Raw genomic sequence first — 20,100 nt, forward strand, 5'->3', positions numbered from 1 at the left:
TTGCCCTCATTTTCCTAGAGCTTTACTGCCGTATCTGCATCAAAAAAATAAAGCCATTTCTCATCTATCTCATACCCCAAGATGTCTCGTAAAGCTCTTGCATAAAGATCAAGCTGAAACTCATAGCCCTTTGCAAGGGTATCGATTCCGCCCCGATGCTCAAGAACTCTATCGGTCTTGTAATCTAGTAAAATTCGTTTGCCGCCCACTTCAAATAGACAGTCTACAATCCCTTGAATGAGTACTGTCTCTCCGTGGAGGATACTCTTTTTCATCCGATTCTCTTCGTCTGTAGACGAGTGATGATGAAAATCAAGCAGAGTCTCATCTGCAGGAAGCCCGTAGCTAAACGGCATTTCTCTTCTCACCCAGCCCGTCTTCTCTGCTTCTATCAAAGCCATACCCGGTTCGCTTTCGAAAAAACGTACAATTTGAGAGGGATCAATCGCTTCTGCCTGATTAGGAAGCAAGATATGACGGTCTACCAAACTAGCAATGACTGCCTTAGCTGTGCTGACCGTTAATCCCGGTTCAGCGGGTACATGCTGCATTAAGGTATGATATACCGTTCCGCGCTCCGTCCCCGTTAACCTGGATTCTTCCATAAACTTCGGTCTGCGCAAATGCAAAGTAAATTCATCATTTACAGCAAGTCTGCCCTCTTCGTCATGAAGAACCTTTTCTTCTATTAGCCCCAGCGGCGGATGCTCTTGCATCGCAAGGAGTACTTTCATCTCCGTCACCGATGTACTTGCTGCTGTATGGGCACTAGCCGTATATGGATAAGTCCAGCTAAGCACCTCATCAATTTTCCTTTTTTGGTTTTCAGACTCTTCAGAAACGGACGTCTCAACAGGTGACAGATTCATTAGCGCACGCGTGACCTGCTGCCAATCTTCATTTATTTCATCTGCGGCTTCGTTCATAGAAGCATCCAAAGAAGAAGATACAGATTCTGCAGACAATACGGAAATACGCCATCTTGAATCATCTTGTACATCAAACAAACCAGGCTGTCCTAAATCTCTGCCCGTTTCCTCATCTTCGATTCCTGCAAGCGCACGCAGATGCCATGCATCTGGATGCCTGAACACAGCGGGTCCGATCCAGTCCATATAACTGCGTCCTGAAGCCAGCAGTGTTTCTGGAAGCAGAAGCGCCTGATGATTTTTAATCTGAGACCAGTTCATTGCTTTTTGAGCTGCATCTTTTACCGTGCCGATAAGAATCATTTTTTCCTTAGGACGTGTCAATGCAACGTAAAGCACCCGCATTTCTTCAGCTAATAACTCCGCATGAGCCCGTCTACGGATAGCAAGGCTTGCGAGCGTAGGATAGCTCACCCTGTTCTCCTCATCCACAAACCTTGGGCCAAATCCAAGCTCTTTATGCATCATAAATGGTGCATTCAAGTCTTGTTGATTGAACATTTTGGACATGCCCGCGACAAAGACGATGGGGAATTCGAGTCCCTTACTCCGGTGAATGGTCATAATGCGGACTGATCCTTCTGTATCCGCTGCAATACCTACTGCGCCGAGATCTCCTCCGTTATCCTTGAGTCTTGAAATAAAAGTAAGGAAACGGAACAATCCTCGATTCGCTGTGGAATTCTCATATTGTTTTGCACGATCATAGAGAGCTTTCAAATTACGACTGCGCTGTACTCCGCCCGGCAAACCGCTGACCCAATCTAAGTAACCGGTATCTCGGTATATACGCCAGATTAATTCGCTCAAGCTGCCGCTTCTCGCCTCATGTCTCCACTCTTCTAGAAAATCAGAAAATGCAGTTAGTTTGCGAAGCAGATTTGTTTTGAATAGTAAAGAATCAGACTGACTCTCTTCTATATGAACATCAGTCCTTGGATCGCCTAGGGTATCGATCACTTCAAGTGCTGCGCTTGCTTCCTTTATCCCGAGGTCAAGAGCCATCTGTGCCTCTAATTGCTCTATATCATCCGTTTTATTACTGGATATGTGCCCGGTGCTATTAAACTCACTTGTTTCCTTCTCCAGATTTGTTCCGGTTTCTTTCTCCAAATTTTCGATAGTGCTGCGCATAGCATCATAAAAAGAAAGCCGTTTACCCGCAAGCCGAATGACAGCGAGTTCCTCTTCATCTAGACCTACAATCGGAGAACGAAGTACAGAGGCGAGCGGTATATCCTGCTGAGGATTGTCCACGACTTGCAGTAAGGAAAGCATGATCTCAATTTCAGTTGCCTGGAAAAAACCTTTGTTTTGATCACCGATTACGGGAATACCTACCCGCTTCAGTTGTTCCATAATAAGCGGAGTCCACAGCTGAGCAGAGCGCAGGAGAATGACGATATCGCCATATCTTGCAGGTCTCATCTCTTTCGTGTTCTTATCATAGACAGGAAGCGGATTACCAGTATTGCCAACCATCTCATGAATACGGGCAGCAATGACCCTTGCCTCCAGCTCTGCTGTCTCCATCTCAAGCTGTTCTATCACTTCACTCGCAGCTCCATCTTCCCCCGCATTCTCAGGCTGTTCCGGCACTTCCGAACCGGCCCTGTCAATCATGATAAGTTCGGGTGTGTATCGCCCGTCCACGGGTACATCAGGAAAAGAGGCGCCAAATGATAAAGCAGCTGCATCATCATATTCAATTTCAGCGACGCCTACATTCATGATCTGTCTGAACAGCATATTTACGGCGCTTACAACTTCAAGCCGGCTGCGGAAATTCCTTGCCAGATCAATTCGCAGACCATCACCTTGTCCCTCCGTATCATAACGGCGATACTTATCCAGGAAGAGTCCTGGCTCGGCTAGCCGGAAACGATAAATACTCTGTTTCACATCCCCCACCATAAACCGGTTTCCGGGTTCTTTACGAGAGATTAAGCTTACGATATCTTCCTGTACTGTATTTGTATCTTGATATTCATCAAGTAATACTTCATCAAATTGCTGCTGATACTCTAGTGCTGCATCCGATGGAATGGTCTGTTCTGGTGTAGAGTCAGCATCTCGTAAGATTTGGAGCGCGTAATGCTCTAAATCACTGAAATCGACCACGCCTCTTGCTTTCTTCTCTTCCGTAAATACACGAGCAAATTGATTGACGACAGATGCCAGCTCTTCCATAAGAGGTGCCGCTTTATTCATTTCATCAAAAAACTGTTCGGGTGTACGACCAAATAAAGCCGTTTTTAGTTCTGTAACTGTCTTTTTGGCAGCTTCTCTGCGCTCTTTTGCTCTCTCTTGCAGACTAGGATCTGCCTGTCCTTTTCGGACTGCCTTCAGCTTGCCGAACTCCGATTGATGGAAAACATCATATAGTTCATCCCAAGCACCATTTTTCACCCTGGAAAGTAGTTCGTTCACCATTTCAAGATCGCTGTTAAATGTCTCTGCATAAGCTGCAGGACCCTCCGGTTCCTTAGCAATATGCAGTGCCTGCTCAAGCAAAAGGACCGCGCCGCCAAGAGCAAGTTCCGCATCACGCATAATGCTCTTCACCCAAGTCGACTGACCCAGCTCCTCCACTGAATTCACACGGAAAGAAGCTGCCATTTCTTCAAGCCAATAAGATGGCCATGAATGACTCCGCGAGAAATCGTACAACTTTTGCACAAGCCGGTACATTGCATCATCACTGCGCTCACCGCTGAACCAATCCACGAGCCTGCGGAAGGTACTTCCTTCGCCTTCTTCACTGTATTTTTGTTCAAACAGATCCATCAGCAGTTCTTGACGCATCAGCTCTGCTTCATATTCATTCAGAATACGAAACCCAGGGTCCAGCGGAATCTGCTGATAATATCGGCGAATAATCTCCATACAGAATGAATGAAGGGTTGTGATTGAAGCTCGGCCGAGCAGACTCAGCTGACGACGCAAGTGTTCATTCTCTGGCTGTTTCTCAAGTGCGGTTTCCAGTGCATCTCGGATCCGCTCGCGCATCTCGGAAGCCGCTGCCTTGGTAAACGTAGCTACGAGCAGACGGTCTACACTAAATCCCGCATTCTCATCTGATATCTTACGAATGATGCGCTCGACAAGCACTGCTGTTTTCCCTGAGCCGGCAGCTGCAGCCACCAGCATATCTTCTCCGGACGAAGAGATTGCTTTCCACTGATCATCACTCCAAAAGCTCCCTTCCGGTTTAGGTATACTTCTCATTCTTCTTCTCCCCCTTCATGCTGAAATAGATCCCATGCCTGCTGTTTAGCAGGCTTTCGAATGAGATGATATTCGTTCCCAGGCAGACCCTCGTCAAACTGACACACGGATTTGAATGGACAAAATGTACATGCCGTTTCCTGCTGCATTCGGAAAGGTTCTATCCCAACCTCACCTTCGGTAATTCTTGATCCAATTTCTTGAATTGTATTTCGTACAGAGCCCAGCAGTATGCCCCACTGCTCTTCGGTTGCTACGGAAGCACTGCTGTAGAAACCTCCATCTGCCTTAACGGCCACAGGTAAAATAGAGGAGTATCCTTTTTCCAGCGTGTTGTCCATCTTCGCCACCACATCACGGTCGGCAAGCAGCAGCCCTTTCATTTTGAATCGTTTCAAAAGCTCTTGTTCTGCCTGCTCTTGTGCCAGCGCATTGGCTGAAGTCAACAGAGGATTATGCACATGGAAATAAAGTACTCCTGCAGGATGAGCTTCCGTTCCAATCCACTCTTCGGCATAGGTTAACAGCACATCAAGATACGTAAGCATCTGGAGCGATAATCCGTAGAATACTTCATGTAGTTTCAGATCCGTTTGACTGGATTTATAGTCAATCACTCGAAGTAAAATATCTCCGTATTCTCCTTCTGCTACATCTACACGGTCAATCCGCCCCACGATCTCCATGACAACTCCATTGGCCAATTCAAATGTAAGCGGCGGCAGCGATTTATCTGGTCCAAAATCGAGTTCGAGTGCCAGCGGCTCAAAATTCCCGCGTTTCGACTGTTCTCCTAAGATGATGGAGGCTCGGCTGACAATGTTTTTCAGCTTTCTAAAAATGTATCCGTACCGAGCTGAACTCAGTAAAATTTCACCTTGCAGCTGAGGTGCAAGTATATCTACCGTTGCTTCTGCTTCCTGTACACATTCCTCTTTGGTCAGTGCGCCCCAATTTCGATTTTGCTCTTTCAGCCGGCTTGCCATCTTGCTCAGCGCCGCATGGAACAACTGCCCGATATCCGGTGCTTTCAGGCGATAGACTTGACGTTCTTTCAGCTTCAGTCCATGTGAAGCAAAGTGAGAGAATGGACACATTGCAAAACGTTCCATACGAGAAACGCTTGTCTTCAGCTTGTTACCGTATAACTTTCTGCTGGTAGCCTTAGTTAGAGACCTTGTCCGGTTCTCATAGAAAACAGATCCAAGCATTCGCTCGAGTCGTATCTGCTTGTCCGGCTGATGTAGATACCAATTATATACATCCCACCAAAATGCCGGGATTGCCTGACCCCTACGCCATTCCCGAAGCTGGCTGATCAAATGAGCCATGGTCTTATCTGAATGTGTTATATACTGCTCATGTTCTTCCGATGGATCGCTTGACGCTGGTTCGTCCAGCAATGTCTTCTCTTTTAGCTCCGGAAACATCCGTTTCAAATAACGAATCATTTCAGAAGGATGAAGTGCCTTTCCGTCCTCATCACTTTGAGGATAACTTATCCATAATTTATGGCTTGGCTGAGTAAAAGCACTGTAGATAAGAAAACGTTCATCTTGCATCTTCCGATTTATATCCGGGCCAAGCTGCATTCCATATTCAGTGAGAGCTGCCCGTTCGGTTTCCGTAAGGACGCCCTCCTCTGTTTGTATTTGCGGAAGCACCCCATCAACTGCTCCAAGGATGAAAATATGACTGACGTTTCCTGTGCGGGATCTGTCCATGGAACCTACGAGAACTTGATCCAAAGCAGGCGGAACTAAACCGAGTTTCAGCTCTGACAAGCCTGTTTCCAAAATGCCGGCAAAAAGTTCTGCATCCATTTTTTCTTCGCCCATCATTTCTACGACTTGATCTAAAAGTTCAAGCACCGCTCCCCACATCCCGCGATGTTCTCGTGCTTTTTCCGGCTTACCTGTCTTGAGCGCCTCATGACTTCGTGCATCAAGTTTCTTTGCAATTTCCGCCTCTTCCAAAAGCAAAAATAGAGCCGAACAGAACTCTTTTGCTGTTTTTGCTTTTTTGACTCTTTTCTCAAAAGCAAACAGCGGAGAAGTAATCACCTCTCGGCACCTCTCAAGCATCTGAACCGTTTCACGGCTTGCCTCTTCACGCTGAGCCTCTGCCCCTTCTTCTTCTTCCAAAGATAAGCTTGGGGCGGCTCTCCACGGTTTCCCATCCGTCCAACGATAACCAGAGATCCCGCTTGCAAGCACATAATTCTCAAGTATGTCCATATGATAACGGCTGACTGAGCCATCAAGTGGAAGAAGCAGGTCGGTCTTGACCGCACGGAATACATCCTCATACCGCCAGCGATGCCGCACAATGTCCATTGCTGATCTCAAGAATTCTGCTAATGGATGATGAAGTTCATCTCTGCGTTTATCAAGAAAATAAGGAATATCGTAATCTTGGAAGAGAGGGGATATTATATTTTCATACGCTTCTATATTTCTAACCAGGACCGCGATATCGCGGTAACGGACATTCTCTTCACGTACAAGTCGTCCTATCTCTCTTAGCATCCCTTCCACTTCAACTCGGCTGCTTGCAGCACTGCGAATCTCAATCCCGCCGTCATCCTTGCCTGCTGGCATCACTCTTCGCTTCTCAAATCCTGACTCCAAATGAGCCAGTGCAGAAGAAGCAAAACGCGGCGATATCTCCGGTGCAAGTATCGTCGTACGAGTGGATTCACCAAGCTCTGATGCGATCCCGTTCAGCTTGATATAAGCGGAAGCCGACGGATAAAACAGGTTTAACTCTTGTGGTTGTTCCCCTTCGCCATAAGGACGGTCCAGGGTTAAGGCAATGGTTACGGATCTAGCATGAATAATCAGCTGCCGAATCACCGCAAGTTCCTGCGGAGTAAAACTGCGAAACCCGTCGATCCATATATCTGCCTCTCTCACATAATCCGACTCAGGAAGCTGATGACCGAGTTTCACAAGCGTATCCTCTTCATCCATATGAAAACGAGATACTTCGTCCTCAAAATCACGATAGATGGCAGCAATATCATGCATTTTATGACGTAAAATCGTTCCTGCTCCTGGAAGCTGTTCTGCATTTTCAAGCTCTTCTTTGATGGCCCGTTCCGGTTCTCCGTAGCGTTTCAGTTCGGCAAACAGATTATTTAAATGCCCTACAAACCCCATCTGACCACCTGATGCGGTGAAAATTTTGAGCTCGTCTTTGCGCCGCTGTACAATTTTGTACAGCAGCATTTTCTTACCTTCTGAACCAACAGGAATCAGTGCCGAACCGTTCGTTTCCTGCATAACCCGGTAACTAAGTCTGCGAAAATCGAGTACCTGAGCCCGGACTGAACCTTTAATCTCATGGGAGCGAATCAGTGTTGTCTCTGTCTGAAAGGAGGCTTGTTCAGGAACAATCAGAATGATAGGTTTCCCTCCAGGATTCTGACGAAGTTCTTCCGTAATCTCCTTGATGATTGTACTGCTTTTTCCAGTGCCTGCACGGCCTATAAGCATATGAAGAGGCAATGGTTACCCCTCGCTTTCTCTCATTTTTTATGTGTGAAATATAAATTATTCATCTCTATCCGATCTATAAAATATCTATGAAAATATCTATGAAAACAGGAGAATATCTCTCAATATGCTCCCTTAACTTTCTTTTAACATTCTGTCATTTCAGTATACCATACCTCTGCGAATAGGAACATGCGTTTGGTAATAGAAGCCAGTAAAGCAGGCTTCATGCAAAAAAAAGCACCTGCTGCTCTTAGAAATAAAGAGTGAACAGATGCTTTTTTCTCATCTTACCGCTTACGGCTGATTCTTATTTATGATTTGGAACGCACTTCAAAAATGGCGAATTTCAGATAATGACCTTCTTCTACGCCTAAAATTTGCGGATGATCTTTACCCGCTGCACGCCATTCGAGCAGACGCAAAATTTTGCCCGCATCTGCAGCTGCATCTTGAATGGTTTCAAGGAACAGATCTGGGCGCATATGATAAGAACAACTTGCAGTGACAAGATATCCGCCTTCGTTGACAAGCTTCATTCCGTGCAGGTTAATATCCTTGTATCCACGAACAGCACCTTTTACTGCGCCTCGTGTTTTCGCAAAAGCTGGAGGATCGAGAATAACCACATCAAAAGTTCGTCCGCCTCCTGCGGTCATTGCTTTGGAAGTGTCGACTTTTTTATCCCCTTTTGCACGTTCTGCACGTTCTTCAAGCCCTTTTACTTGATTTCTCAAGTACTGGAACGCATCGTCCACCACGAATTCAACTCGGTCTTCAAATCCATTCAGCTTTACGTTTTCACGTGCACTCTCAATGGCATGCTCTGATATATCAAGACAAGTCACTTGTTTTGCACCATATTTACAAGCATTCAGCGTAAAGCTGCCTGTATGTGAGAAACATTCGAGAACCGTAGCACCATCCCAATAAGGGAAGGTGACTTCTTTTCCACTTTTATTCACAGGTACGCGTGTCATTTCCCCGTCTTTTTCTACTTCTTGCAAAGTAATTCCACTTCGATGACCCCAGCCCTTCATCAGCGGCTGAATGGCAGCTCTATTCTCGCGTTGATCAAAGAAATACCCCGTCTTCTGTCCTTGCTCGATGTCGACTTTGATAAGCAGTCCATTCTCAGTTACGGTTACATGCCGCGGACATTTCCCGTAGAGGAGCCCTTTGACTTGCTCCAATCCTTCCAGCTCTCGAACACCTACATCGCTGCGCTCGTAAATTCCTTTTGGTTTCACTACTTCCACCAAAGCTTCTACGATTACGTCACGACACTTGTCCATAGCAAGCGTCAGCAGCTGTACAACAAGTACATCTCCAAATCGATCAACGGTCAAGCCGGGTACAAAATCAGCTTCGCCATAAATCAAGCGATATGCGTCGCCGCCCGTTACAAAACGTTCCCGGTGCTGTAATGCCTGCTCAAATCTACTTACAAAAAAGTTTTTGTCCATCGCTGTAATGGGTTCATAAGACACTACCCTCACGGTAATTTGTGAAGCCGGATTATAATAACCGGTAGCAAGATAACGGCCTTGATGATTCTTTACTTCTACCAGTTCGCCTGGCTGAGGCTGACCTTCTACCGACTCAATTTCATTTTTAAATATCCAGGGATGTCCCTGTTCAATACGTTTCTTACGGCTTTTCGTAAGGACTACAGATGCCAAAATACGTACAACTCCTTTTATCAATCAAAACTAGATCTCACGGGAGGTCTCCCTGCTTGTCATGGTCGTCCCTTATTGTACATAAGATGGAAGAAGAGACAAGTTGTGCGAGAGAAGGTGCAATACCCCCTATGATTAGATCTGTTGTGTTTCCACTCATTTATGGTCTTATCCTGTTCTTCGCAGGGATGAAACTGATGGAAGCCTCCCTTCATAAGGCAGGCGGACGTTCTCTTGCCACTTCTTTGGAAAGGGCTACTTCCACTCCCCTTAAGGGTATGCTGTTCAGTACAGGCATTACGGCTGTGCTTCAAAGCAGTACCGCCGTCACGGTGCTGACCATTGGTTTAGTTAACGCGAGACTCCTTAGTTATGCAAGAACACTCAGCATTATTCTCGGAAGTAATATTGGTACCTGTATTACCACAGAACTGCTAAGTCTCCAGATTGGAAAATACGCTTTACCGATGTTACTTTTCTTTTTGGGAGCATGGGCTGTAACCGTCATGCTAGGAGAAACAAAAGCAAGCAGACGTGTTTCTGCTTCGATATGGAATATCCAGTATGTGCTTCTTGCAGGGGCAGGTTTTTCCCTTGTTATGTTAGGTATATTCGTTATGCAAAAAGCAGGCCCCGCCTTGGAACAAGGAGGGCTTTTCCCTTGGTTTATTCACCAGGCGAGTCACAGTGTCTGGTGGGGCGTGATCGCGGGGGCATGCCTCACCGCCATTGTACACAGCAGTGCAGCAGTGATCGGCATGGCCATTGGACTTGCCAGCTCTGGTGTACTCCCCCCAGAAGTGGGTATCGCGATTGTACTCGGTTCCAATGTCGGAACCTGTGTTACCGCGGTCATGGCCGCAGCTGGTGGAAGTAAAGCCGGTCATTTTGTCGCTTGGTCTCACGTCCTGCTAAATGTCTCAGGAGCACTGCTGTTTATCCCGCTGATTCACTGGCTTTATGCAGCAGCTGCTTATTTCACCAGTGATCCCGGTGCACAGATTGCACATGCTCAGACCATTTTTAATATCGTATGTTCCCTGCTCGCCCTGCCGCTCTGTTATCTAAAAATATGGGATCGTTTAGAGCAAAAATAAACACACCTGGCATTTCTTTTGCACCCAGAAAACCTTTTGCCAATAAAAACATCTTACAGGTGAAAACATTTTGCACCCCAAATATACAGCCTGATTTTATCAGCCTACTTTACTTCAATACCAAGCTTTTGAAGGGCCTGCTTCAAAATTTTATCGTTGTTATCGTAGCCATTTTGCTTTTGCTTTTCCCAAGCTTCCAGCGGTTTATACCATGCTACACCTTTAATTTCTTCAACCTGCGGCTGCAAATCTCCACTTAGTGCTTCCACGAGGTAATAGTGAACTTCTTTATCCACGGTTCCAAGTGAAGAATGTTCATACGTATATTTAATGACATCTACAGGTTCAATGATTTTTCCGATCATGCCTGTTTCTTCCTGGATTTCACGCAGTGCCGTCTCTTCAATCGTTTCCCCTGGCTCCATTTTTCCTTTTGCCAGTGAGATTTTAGCATATCTGTCTACGATTAATTGAATTTCAAGACCTTCTTCTGTATTTCGGTATACGACTCCACCCGCTGAAATTTCTTTAGCTGCCATAATGTCGATTCCCCTCTCTTTGGACAAACAAGGATTTCAGCAACCTAGGGATCGAGGTTAGTTCCTCTTCCTAAGCAGTGAAATCCTTGCCATCTTTTTTATATTATAATCTTAGCTTGGTTTTCTTGGTTTTCCATGACACGTACGAGTTGTCCTTCGCTTGCGTCCACGCCAGCCTTCGTCATTTTGACACGGCACAGCTGGCCTACAAGTTCTTCGGAACCGTCAAACTCCATTTGGATGTAGTTATCACTATATCCATGCAGTCTGCCGCTGACTCTGCCTTCTTTAGCGTTTCCTTCCGGAATAACTTCCAGCACCTCGCCCACAAATTTCTGAGCGTAAGCCAGCTTCATGGAGTCAGATAATTGTAAAAGTTCCTGAACGCGTGCATTCTTCACTTCTTCATCTACTTGATCTTCCATGCGAGCAGCCGGAGTACCGGTACGTTTGGAATAAGGGAACACATGCATTTCCGAGAAATTGATGGCTTTCATAAGTTCGTATCCATTTCTGTACATCTCATCTGTTTCCCCCGGGAATCCAACGATTACATCCGTTGTAATCCCTACTTCCGGCATGGCTTCACGAATGCGAAGCATTTTGTTATAGAACTGTTCTGTTGTATACTTACGGCGCATCCGTTTCAGGACGTTATCATCCCCCGCTTGGAGCGGAATATGAAAATGGCGGCACATTTTTGATGAGCGGTTTAGCACATCGAGCATACGATCGTCGATTTGGCTAGCCTCAATGGAGCTGATCCGAATACGTTCTAATCCGTCTACACGGTCTAAATCCCATAAAAGGCTCGACAAGTCATAATTGTCCAGATCATCACCATAGCCGCCTGTATGAATACCAGTTAACACAATCTCCTTGTATCCGGCTTCTACGAGCTGATGAGCCTGCGTAATAATACTCTGCGAATCACGGCTGCGAGATAAACCTCTTGCCCATGGGATAATACAGAACGTACAGAAATTGTTGCACCCATCTTGAATTTTCAAAAATGCCCGGGTACGGTCTGCAAAATCAGGTACGTCCATTTCTTCAAACACACGCGTTTTCATAATATTCCGTACTGCATTAACCGGCTCACGAGTTTGCTTGATTTGGTTGACGTACGGGATGATTTTATCACGGTCCTGGTTACCTACAACAAGGTCTACTCCGGGAATATCCATAATCTCAGCTGGTGAAGTTTGTGCATAGCAACCTGTTACTGCAATAATAGCATTAGGATTACGGCGAACAGCGCGGCGAATAATCTGCCGACTCTTTTTGTCGCCTGTGTTCGTAACCGTACAAGTGTTAATCAGATAGACATCTGCTGTCTGAGAATCAAAATCTACTTGCTCGTATCCTGCATCTTTAAATTGTTGCCAAATGGCTTCAGTATCATAAAAGTTAACTTTACAACCCAAGGTGTAAAACGCCACGGATGGCATAATTACATTCCTCCCATTTCCTCAGTTTCATATAAGATACATGTTAAAGCCAGCATCCCGGCCGTTTCTGCTCGCAAAATTCGTTTACCTAGTCCAACTGACTTTGCTCCCGCTGCTTCCGCTGCTTCAGACTCCCCTGTAGTAAATCCGCCTTCTGGGCCCACGATCACAAGAACACAGGGATCTATACTTGGATCTGCTTTCAGTTTGTCAGCAAATGGCTTCACCACATCGCGCAGCTGCAATCCTTGTTCTTTTTCATAACAATAACATACGAGATCATAGTCTTCAAAAGAAGCCAAAAGTTCTTTCCATGACTTTGATTCCGTGATCTCCGGAACTTTGTTGCGATGGCTTTGCTCGGCTGCTTCTTTGGCAATTTTCCGCCAGCGCTCCAGACGTTTGCCTTCTTTCTTGGCATCATACTGCACGATGGTTCGCTCCGAGACGAAAGGAACAAACACGGCAGCTCCAATTTCAGTGCATTTCTGGATAACCAGTTCCATCTTGTCCCCTTTAGGCAAGCTTTGGGCGATGGTTACCGAAACTTTAGGTTCATGGTCCATAGGCAGCCACTCTAGGATAGACACCGTTACTTGTGAAGCTTCGATCTCCGAGATTTCAGTCAGCGCTTCCCGGGAAACTCCGTCGCTTACGATCAGCTTATCCCCTGGCTTGCCGCGCATTACCTTTGTAATATGTCTTGCATCGTCGCCAGTAATGATGGCTTGATGTTCCTCCAGCTGATTTGGTTCAATAAAATAACGCTGCATGGATCTATGATCACCTGTCTTTTCATATCAATGGTTTAGATTAAAATACAGTGCTTGTCATGAAAATGACCACATTACATGTTACAACTTTTCATGCCTTCTGACTACCCTTAAAAGACTGGCAGCAGAGACTTCCTGGGCTGTGTGCCCATTGATCCCTGCCACCCCTCTTTTTATGATTGTTCTACGATTAAGCAAAAATCGTCATGATCATATGTGCAATGCCCACATACCAACTCATTGACAGCTCATATAAAGGAGTAATGGTGTAACGGCTCAGCGGGGTAATAACAAGAATCAAGAAAATCAACATAGACCATTGTTCCAATTTGTGCAGACTCATTCGCGCGGAAGGAGACACAAGTTCCTCAACAATTCGGTACCCGTCAAGCGGAGGGAGAGGAATGAGGTTAAAGAAAAACAAGAAAAAGTTCGTTACATTAAAAATAGAGAAAAAAGTGGAGATGGCAAAAACAATTCTTTGATTCTCGATGGATTCCATAACTCCAAACTGAACAAGAAGTGCATACGTAATCGTACCGAGAACAGCAAGAAGCAAGTTACTCAGAGGTCCAGCCGCTGATACAACCACACTCATCATACGGCGTTTCTCGAAGTTATCTCGATTTACCGGGATGGGACGCGCCCATCCAAATCCGGCAATGACGAGCAGCAGCAGTCCAAAAAGATCAAAATGAACTGCTGGATTGAGTGTCATGCGTCCAAGCAATCTTGCGGTTGGATCCCCAAATTTATTAGCAAAGTACGCATGAGAAAATTCATGGACCGTAAATGCTATAATAATCGTCAGAATAAAGAAAGGAAGACGATCTAGGTCATAGAAAAAAAACTGATTAAGAACCTCCATTTTTTATTTCCTCGACACAAAAGCGAGCCAATCATCTTCACGGTGAATATCAATGATGTCGAAACCGGCTTCTTTCAGTGCTTTCTCTACAATTTCTTCTTTGTTCTTCCAGATACCGGAAGCGATATATAAACCGCCTGGTTTCAAGCCCTGATACACATCTCCGATAAAGAGCAAAATCACTTCAGCAAGAATGTTAGCCACAACTACATCAACTGGCATACTTACTCCAAGTGCATTATCCTGTTTGTCCAGTATGGACAGCAGATCACTTTCATAGACGGTAATGTCGTGTTCGAGTCCGTTCAGGCGGCTGTTCTCTTCAGCACTTTGCACGGCAACCGGATCAAGATCAAGTGCTAGCACATGTTTTGCTCCAAGTTTTACCGCGCCGATCGCCAGAATCCCTGATCCCGTTCCTACGTCGATGATTTCCTCCCCGCCTTGAAGATATTGCTCAAGCGCACGCAGACATAGAGAAGTCGTTGGATGTGCTCCTGTTCCAAAAGCCATCCCCGGGTCAATCTCGATAATTTTCTCAGCAGGGCTTGCCGGTACATATTCCTCCCATGTAGGCTTAATGACCAGCTGATCTGATACTTTTAGCGGTTTGAAATATTGTTTCCACGCATTTGCCCAGCTGTCTTCATCTACTTGCTGTACCGAAATATCTGCCTTTCCAGCATCAATATTAAACTCCTTGAGTTCTTCGATGCGAGGATGAATGGCGTTCATTACTTCTGTCATATTCACTGTATCTGCAAAATACCCTTTAATTACAGCTTCGCCTTCAGGAATATCATTCAGCGGTTGATCATACAGTTCTCCATACTCCGTTGATCTCTTTTTGTTCAGTGTCCCTGATTCTTCAATGGATACACCGCCTGCACCTGCTTCGTGCAGAAAATTGGAGATCATCTCCACGGCTTCTTCCGTTGTATGTATTGTTATTTCATTCCAAATCATAAGTTTATAATTTCCTCCCCTGTCTTCATCTTTCCCATTGTACTATATATCCTGCAATGAGCACAAAAACTCTGTGTTCATCATGTTCACAGTTATGTCCAGGTGCTTATCCGATTATAGCAGCACATAAAAAAGCACCGGCCTTGAGCCGATGCTTGCACTTCTTCTATTTCTGTCCAAATCTGAAATCATGTAAATCTTTAGTCTGACGACGGTCCGCAGCTGCACTGCGGTTCAAAGCTTCAATATCTTCAAGGTCCGCTTCTATACTGCTGAATTCCACATCTTCCACCTTAGAGGATTGTAATTCTTTTATTTTTTCGGTCTTTGTCTTCACCTTATCAATCCGTTTATTATGTGACATTTGATCTTCCTCCTTACAATGAATTTAATATTGTATTAAATAAATCCACCCGACTGCTCGATAATGGCAAGCGCCTCATGATGGGAAGACTCATCAACTACAACCGTTAACAGAATATCTTTTCCTGTTGGTCCGCCTCCGCCTCCATCACTCATTCCGCTCGCTGTAACGTCGGCAGCGGCAAGTACTCCTGCATCCTTTGTAAACGTGCCATCCTGAGTCACAGAAGCGAGGCTGCTCATGGTACTTGTCAAGATCGGATCATTACTGCCTTCACCCGCATATCTGCTGAAACGGTCAATTGACATATGTTCCACTTTTAATCCTTGCAGCTTTGCAGCAACGCTCTGAGCTTGTTCAGGGGTATTGAAGTAAGCAAGAATATTTTTTTCTGTCACGTCAGTACACCGCCTTTTTTTCATCTCATAAGAAATCCAATGATCAAGTAAAGTTCAAGTTTAGAATACCGCACAACCTGTTTTTTTATACGCAAAAAAGACTGCTCATTCTTAAGATGAACAGTCTTTTTTCTGCCTATTAGTCTCCACGGAACGCACGTTTTACACGATCAAAGAAAGATTGCTCATTCTCATGCGTTTGTTCTCCGTTCAGCGCAGCAAACTCACGAAGCAAATCTTTTTGCTCTTCGCTTAGTTTGCTTGGAGTGACAACAACAACCTTAACATGCTGATCGCCCTGGCCGCTTCCGCGAAGATGCGGAACCCCTTTTCCTCTAAGTCGGAAATAAGTTCCGGTCTGCGTACCTGCCGGGATTTTCAGTTTCACTTTTTCTCGCAAGGTTGGAATTTCAATCTCATCACCAAGTGCCGCTTGCGCAAATGTCAGTGGAATTTCACAGTAGATATCATTTCCTTCTCTTTCGAAGAAGTCATGTGATTTCACACGAATTACAATATATAGATCGCCCGCAGGACCTCCGCGTAATCCGCCTTCACCTTCACCGCTCATACGCAGCTGAGCACCATCATCCACACCTGCTGGAATTTTGACGTGAATCTTGCGTTGTTTCCGAACTTTACCGCTTCCTTGGCAAGTCGTACATTTTTCCTTAATGATTTTCCCAGAACCACCACAGTTAGAGCAAGCACGGCGATTCACCATACGTCCGAATGGTGTATTCTGAACCACTTCTTCTTGACCGCTGCCATGACATACGGAACAAGTTTCTGGTTTCGTTCCTGGTTTTGCACCGGAACCATGACATGTATCGCAGCTCTCTGTCCGCGGGATCGTAATATCGGATTCTTTACCGAATACCGCTTCCTTGAACTCAATAGTCATCGTGTACTGAAGATCGTTACCTCGCTGCGGTGCATTTGGATCTCTGCGTCCGCCGCCTCCGCCGCCAAAGAACATATCGAAAATGTCGCCGAATCCACCAAAATCTTGAGCTCCGCCAAAGCCGCCCATTCCTTGATTCGGATCGACATGACCATATTGATCATATGTTGCCCGCTTCTGTCCGTCACTAAGAACGTCATAAGCTTCTTTTACTTCCTTAAATTTCGTTTCCGCATCGGCTGCCTTGTTCACATCCGGGTGATATTGACGGGCCAACTTACGGTATGCTTTTTTAATTTCATCTTCACCAGCGTTTTTGCTAACGCCTAGTACCTCATAGTAGTCACGCTTATCAGCCACTCTTCCACCCCCATACCTTTTACAAACATAACTATAAACATAACGTATATACGTGACAAAAGGAAGAATCAAAGCACGAAATTACTCCGGCTTTGACCTTCCCATGCTTGTCACTTGTAAGGCTTATGATCGTTTTTTACAAACGATTATTTATTTTTTATCCTCATCTACAACTTCATAGTCAGCATCAACGACATTATCGCGTCCGCCTGCATTTTGCTGTGCGTCTGCACCTGCACCTTGCGCTTCAGCTGCTTGCTGAGCTTGCTCATACAGTTTTACAGACAATTGCTGAACGATTTCAGTAAGTTCCTCTGTAGCAGCTTTGATCTCTTCAACGTTGTCGGATTCAAGCGTTTTTTGCAGTTTTTCTTTCGCTGCATTTGCTTTTTCTACTTCTCCTGCGTCTGCTTTTTCACCGAGGTCTTTAATTGTTTTATCTACAGAGTAGATTAATTGGTCAGCCGTATTTTTCACTTCAACAAGTTCTCTGCGTTTTTTATCTTCTTCTGCATGAAGTTCAGCGTCTTTCATCATTTGTTCAACTTCTGCATCTGTCAAACCGCTGGAAGATGTGATTGTGATTTTTTGTGTTTTATTTGTACCTTTATCTGTAGCAGATACGTTAACAATACCGTTCGCATCGATGTCAAAAGTAACTTCGATTTGAGGTACACCGCGTGGTGCTGGAGGAATATCTCCTAGCATAAAGCGGCCGAGTGTTTTGTTACCCGCTGCCATTTCGCGTTCCCCTTGAAGTACGTGGATTTCAACGCTTGGTTGGTTATCCGCATAAGTAGAGAACACTTGGGATTTACTTGTTGGGATCGTTGTGTTACGTTCGATCATTTTTGTAAATACTCCGCCTGCAGTTTCAATACCAAGGGACAATGGAGTTACGTCAAGAAGAACAACGTCTTTTACATCACCAGTAAGTACGCCGGCTTGTACTGCTGCACCAAGAGCAACAACTTCGTCTGGGTTAACGCCTTTATGAGGGTCTTTACCAGTAAGTCTCTTAATTGCTTCTTGTACTGCTGGGATACGAGTTGATCCACCAACAAGTACTACTTTGTCGATATCGTTAGCTGTCATACCTGCATCACTCAAAGCTTGACGAGTTGGGCCGAGTGTACGCTCTACCAGGTTCGCAGAAATTTCTTCAAATTTCGCACGAGTCAAGTTCATTTCTAAGTGTTGCGGTACGCCGTCTGCTACAGTAATGAACGGAAGGGAAATCGTTGTTGTCAGTACGCCGGACAACTCTTTTTTCGCTTTTTCCGCAGCATCTTTCAAACGTTGTACTGCTGCTTTATCTTTGCTCAGATCAATACCTTGATCTTTTTTGAATTCACTTACCATGTAATCAATGATGACTTGGTCAAAATCGTCACCGCCAAGGCTGTTGTCACCGCTAGTTGCTTTTACTTCGAAGAATCCATCACCAAGTTCAAGGATCGATACGTCAAATGTACCGCCGCCAAGGTCATATACCAGGATCGTTTGATCTTCGGATTTTTCAAGACCGTAAGCAAGTGCTGCAGCTGTTGGCTCGTTGACAATACGAAGAACTTCAAGACCTGCAATTTTACCAGCATCTTTTGTTGCTTGACGTTGACCGTCATTAAAGTAAGCTGGAACTGTGATAACCGCTTGAGTTACCGGTTGGCCAAGATAAGCCTCTGCATCAGCTTTCAATTTTTGCAAGATCATTGCAGAAATTTCTTGAGCGGAGTAATCTTTTCCATCGATTGTTTCTTTATGGCTTGTGCCCATATGACGTTTGATAGAGCTGATCGTACGATCAGGGTTTGTGATTGCTTGACGTTTTGCAGTTTCACCTACAACACGTTCACCATCTTTTTTAAAACCTACTACGGAAGGGGTAGTACGTCCGCCTTCTGGGTTAGGGATAACGACAGCTTCGCCGCCTTCCATAACTGCTACGCAAGAGTTTGTGGTTCCAAGGTCAATACCAATAACTTTACTCATGGATAATATCCTCCTTCTGTATGTGCAGGCTTTCAAGGCCCTTTTATTCAATGTATATCATTCGTAGAAAGTCAGTGACTTACCCCGAATTATTTATTGGAAATCTATAATCATGTATAACGTTGAACACGTTAGAACATCTAAGTAATACATGTATGACATGACATTCAAATGTTATAACATTTAAACACAGAGTATAAACATTTCATGCAGTCTTTTCGACTGGCACCGAAATGTTCATACCTAAGTTTATGTCAATCCATGATTTTGCCCTTCTTTCGAATGGCTTGGATCATGGATTTTACATGCTCACTTTAACCATCGCTGGGCGAAGTACTCTATCTTTAATCATGTAGCCTTTTTGTACTTCCTCCACTACGATACCTTCCTCATACTCATCACTTTCAACCTGCATGATCGCTTGGTGGAACTCCGGATTAAACGGCTGACCCACCGTGTTCATAACAGTAAGACCCTCCGCTCCGAGGACACCCTCCAGTTGTCGGAAGATCATGTTCACTCCTTTAATAAAGGAGTCAGCATCTGTATTTGAATCAGCAGTGCTCATCGCACGTTCAAAGTTATCAATGACTGGTACAAGTTCAGTGATTAGCTTCGTCGTAGCATATTTCGCTAGGTCTTCCTTCTCCTTTTGAGTACGGCGACGGAAGTTATCGAAATCAGCTTGCGTACGTAGATAACGTTTCTCGTTCTCTTCAGCGAGTGCTTTGAATTTAGCAGTTTCAGGATCAAGTACCTCTGCTTCCGTTTCCTCTTGTGCTGATTCAGCAGAATCATTCACCGGGTTTTGTTCTTCTGCAGCTTGATCAGCTTCATTCACTACGTTTTCTTGCGGAGTGTTTTCTTCTTTATCTACAAATGTTTGTTCATCTTTCAAGATGTTCACCTCCTTAAAATAGGAATAAATCCACTGCTCTAATAACGCGGCCCTCTATTCATTCCACATCAGTGTGATACAGACCTGCGTTTGTCCATAGATTTCATTATTAATCGAATCTTGTCTATTCTAAACACAGCCTGTATTTAAAAAA

14 protein-coding genes are annotated in these 20,100 nt (G+C 44.9%); 1 reads left to right on the forward strand and 13 read right to left on the reverse strand.

From position 1 onward, the window contains the following. Nucleotides 1–14: 14 nt before the first annotated feature. From addA to QPK24_RS18180, 3 genes are all read right to left on the reverse strand, one after another. On the reverse strand, nucleotides 15–4,157 hold the full coding sequence (addA, locus tag QPK24_RS18170) for a helicase-exonuclease AddAB subunit AddA (RefSeq protein WP_285743570.1): 4,143 nt from the start codon (nucleotides 4,155–4,157) through the stop codon (nucleotides 15–17). Beyond that, nucleotides 4,154–7,666, reverse strand: a complete 3,513-nt coding sequence (addB, locus tag QPK24_RS18175) for a helicase-exonuclease AddAB subunit AddB (RefSeq protein WP_285743572.1) — start codon at nucleotides 7,664–7,666, stop codon at nucleotides 4,154–4,156. Before addB ends, addA begins: the two co-directional genes overlap by 4 nt. 302 nt (nucleotides 7,667–7,968) lie before the next feature. Next, nucleotides 7,969–9,336, reverse strand: coding sequence for a class I SAM-dependent rRNA methyltransferase (locus QPK24_RS18180; RefSeq protein WP_285743574.1), 1,368 nt, complete (start codon nucleotides 9,334–9,336; stop codon nucleotides 7,969–7,971). 131 nt (nucleotides 9,337–9,467) lie between these two features. On the opposite strand from QPK24_RS18180, the gene QPK24_RS18185 reads away from it, so the two are divergent. Next, entirely contained in the window at nucleotides 9,468–10,433 is a 966-nt protein-coding gene (locus QPK24_RS18185; RefSeq protein WP_285749418.1) for a Na/Pi cotransporter family protein, read from the forward strand. Between the two features lie 104 nt (nucleotides 10,434–10,537). Here QPK24_RS18185 and QPK24_RS18190 read toward each other — a convergent pair whose 3' ends face one another. From QPK24_RS18190 to grpE, 10 genes are all read right to left on the reverse strand, one after another. Beyond that, on the reverse strand, nucleotides 10,538–10,975 hold the full coding sequence (locus tag QPK24_RS18190; protein WP_285749420.1) for an NUDIX hydrolase: 438 nt from the start codon (nucleotides 10,973–10,975) through the stop codon (nucleotides 10,538–10,540). Nucleotides 10,976–11,070: 95 nt separating this feature from the next. Beyond that, nucleotides 11,071–12,423 carry a tRNA (N(6)-L-threonylcarbamoyladenosine(37)-C(2))-methylthiotransferase MtaB gene (mtaB, locus tag QPK24_RS18195; protein WP_285743575.1) on the reverse strand — a complete coding sequence of 451 codons (1,353 nt, stop codon included), beginning with the start codon at nucleotides 12,421–12,423 and terminating at the stop codon, nucleotides 11,071–11,073. A 2-nt stretch (nucleotides 12,424–12,425) separates the two neighbouring features. Further along, nucleotides 12,426–13,196: a 16S rRNA (uracil(1498)-N(3))-methyltransferase gene (locus QPK24_RS18200; RefSeq protein WP_285743577.1), complete on the reverse strand. Its 771-nt coding sequence runs from the start codon at nucleotides 13,194–13,196 to the stop codon at nucleotides 12,426–12,428. A gap of 190 nt (nucleotides 13,197–13,386) precedes the next feature. After that, nucleotides 13,387–14,064: a site-2 protease family protein gene (locus QPK24_RS18205; protein WP_285743579.1), complete on the reverse strand. Its 678-nt coding sequence runs from the start codon at nucleotides 14,062–14,064 to the stop codon at nucleotides 13,387–13,389. A 3-nt stretch (nucleotides 14,065–14,067) separates the two neighbouring features. After that, nucleotides 14,068–15,030 carry a 50S ribosomal protein L11 methyltransferase gene (prmA, locus tag QPK24_RS18210; protein WP_285743581.1) on the reverse strand — a complete coding sequence of 321 codons (963 nt, stop codon included), beginning with the start codon at nucleotides 15,028–15,030 and terminating at the stop codon, nucleotides 14,068–14,070. A gap of 166 nt (nucleotides 15,031–15,196) precedes the next feature. Beyond that, nucleotides 15,197–15,394: a YfhD family protein gene (locus QPK24_RS18215; RefSeq protein WP_160034086.1), complete on the reverse strand. Its 198-nt coding sequence runs from the start codon at nucleotides 15,392–15,394 to the stop codon at nucleotides 15,197–15,199. Nucleotides 15,395–15,429: 35 nt separating this feature from the next. After that, complete coding sequence (locus QPK24_RS18220; RefSeq protein WP_213530145.1) at nucleotides 15,430–15,792, reverse strand: hypothetical protein; 363 nt, start codon at nucleotides 15,790–15,792, stop codon at nucleotides 15,430–15,432. Nucleotides 15,793–15,931: 139 nt separating this feature from the next. Continuing rightward, nucleotides 15,932–17,056, reverse strand: coding sequence for a molecular chaperone DnaJ (gene dnaJ / locus QPK24_RS18225; protein WP_285743586.1), 1,125 nt, complete (start codon nucleotides 17,054–17,056; stop codon nucleotides 15,932–15,934). 150 nt (nucleotides 17,057–17,206) lie between these two features. Continuing rightward, nucleotides 17,207–19,048, reverse strand: a complete 1,842-nt coding sequence (gene dnaK, locus QPK24_RS18230) for a molecular chaperone DnaK (RefSeq protein ID WP_285743588.1) — start codon at nucleotides 19,046–19,048, stop codon at nucleotides 17,207–17,209. A 301-nt stretch (nucleotides 19,049–19,349) separates the two neighbouring features. Beyond that, the gene (gene grpE / locus QPK24_RS18235; protein ID WP_285743590.1) at nucleotides 19,350–19,946 is read right to left on the reverse strand and encodes a nucleotide exchange factor GrpE; all 597 of its coding nucleotides are present in this window, start codon (nucleotides 19,944–19,946) and stop codon (nucleotides 19,350–19,352) included. Nucleotides 19,947–20,100: the final 154 nt, after the last annotated feature.

The organism is Paenibacillus polygoni (assembly GCF_030263935.1).
In the GTDB taxonomy this organism is placed as follows: Bacteria; Bacillota; Bacilli; order Paenibacillales; family Paenibacillaceae; genus Paenibacillus; species Paenibacillus polygoni.

Coding starts and splice junctions, on each gene's coding strand:
- QPK24_RS18215 (WP_160034086.1), bottom strand. CDS start 15,394: ATGTCACATAATAAACGGATTGATAAGGTGAAGACAAAGACCGAAAAA.
- QPK24_RS18205 (WP_285743579.1), bottom strand. CDS start 14,064: ATGGAGGTTCTTAATCAGTTTTTTTTCTATGACCTAGATCGTCTTCCT.
- QPK24_RS18200 (WP_285743577.1), bottom strand. CDS start 13,196: ATGCAGCGTTATTTTATTGAACCAAATCAGCTGGAGGAACATCAAGCC.
- dnaK (WP_285743588.1), bottom strand. CDS start 19,048: ATGAGTAAAGTTATTGGTATTGACCTTGGAACCACAAACTCTTGCGTA.
- mtaB (WP_285743575.1), bottom strand. CDS start 12,423: ATGCCATCCGTGGCGTTTTACACCTTGGGTTGTAAAGTTAACTTTTAT.
- prmA (WP_285743581.1), bottom strand. CDS start 15,030: ATGATTTGGAATGAAATAACAATACATACAACGGAAGAAGCCGTGGAG.
- addA (WP_285743570.1), bottom strand. CDS start 4,157: ATGAGAAGTATACCTAAACCGGAAGGGAGCTTTTGGAGTGATGATCAG.
- QPK24_RS18185 (WP_285749418.1), top strand. CDS start 9,468: ATGATTAGATCTGTTGTGTTTCCACTCATTTATGGTCTTATCCTGTTC.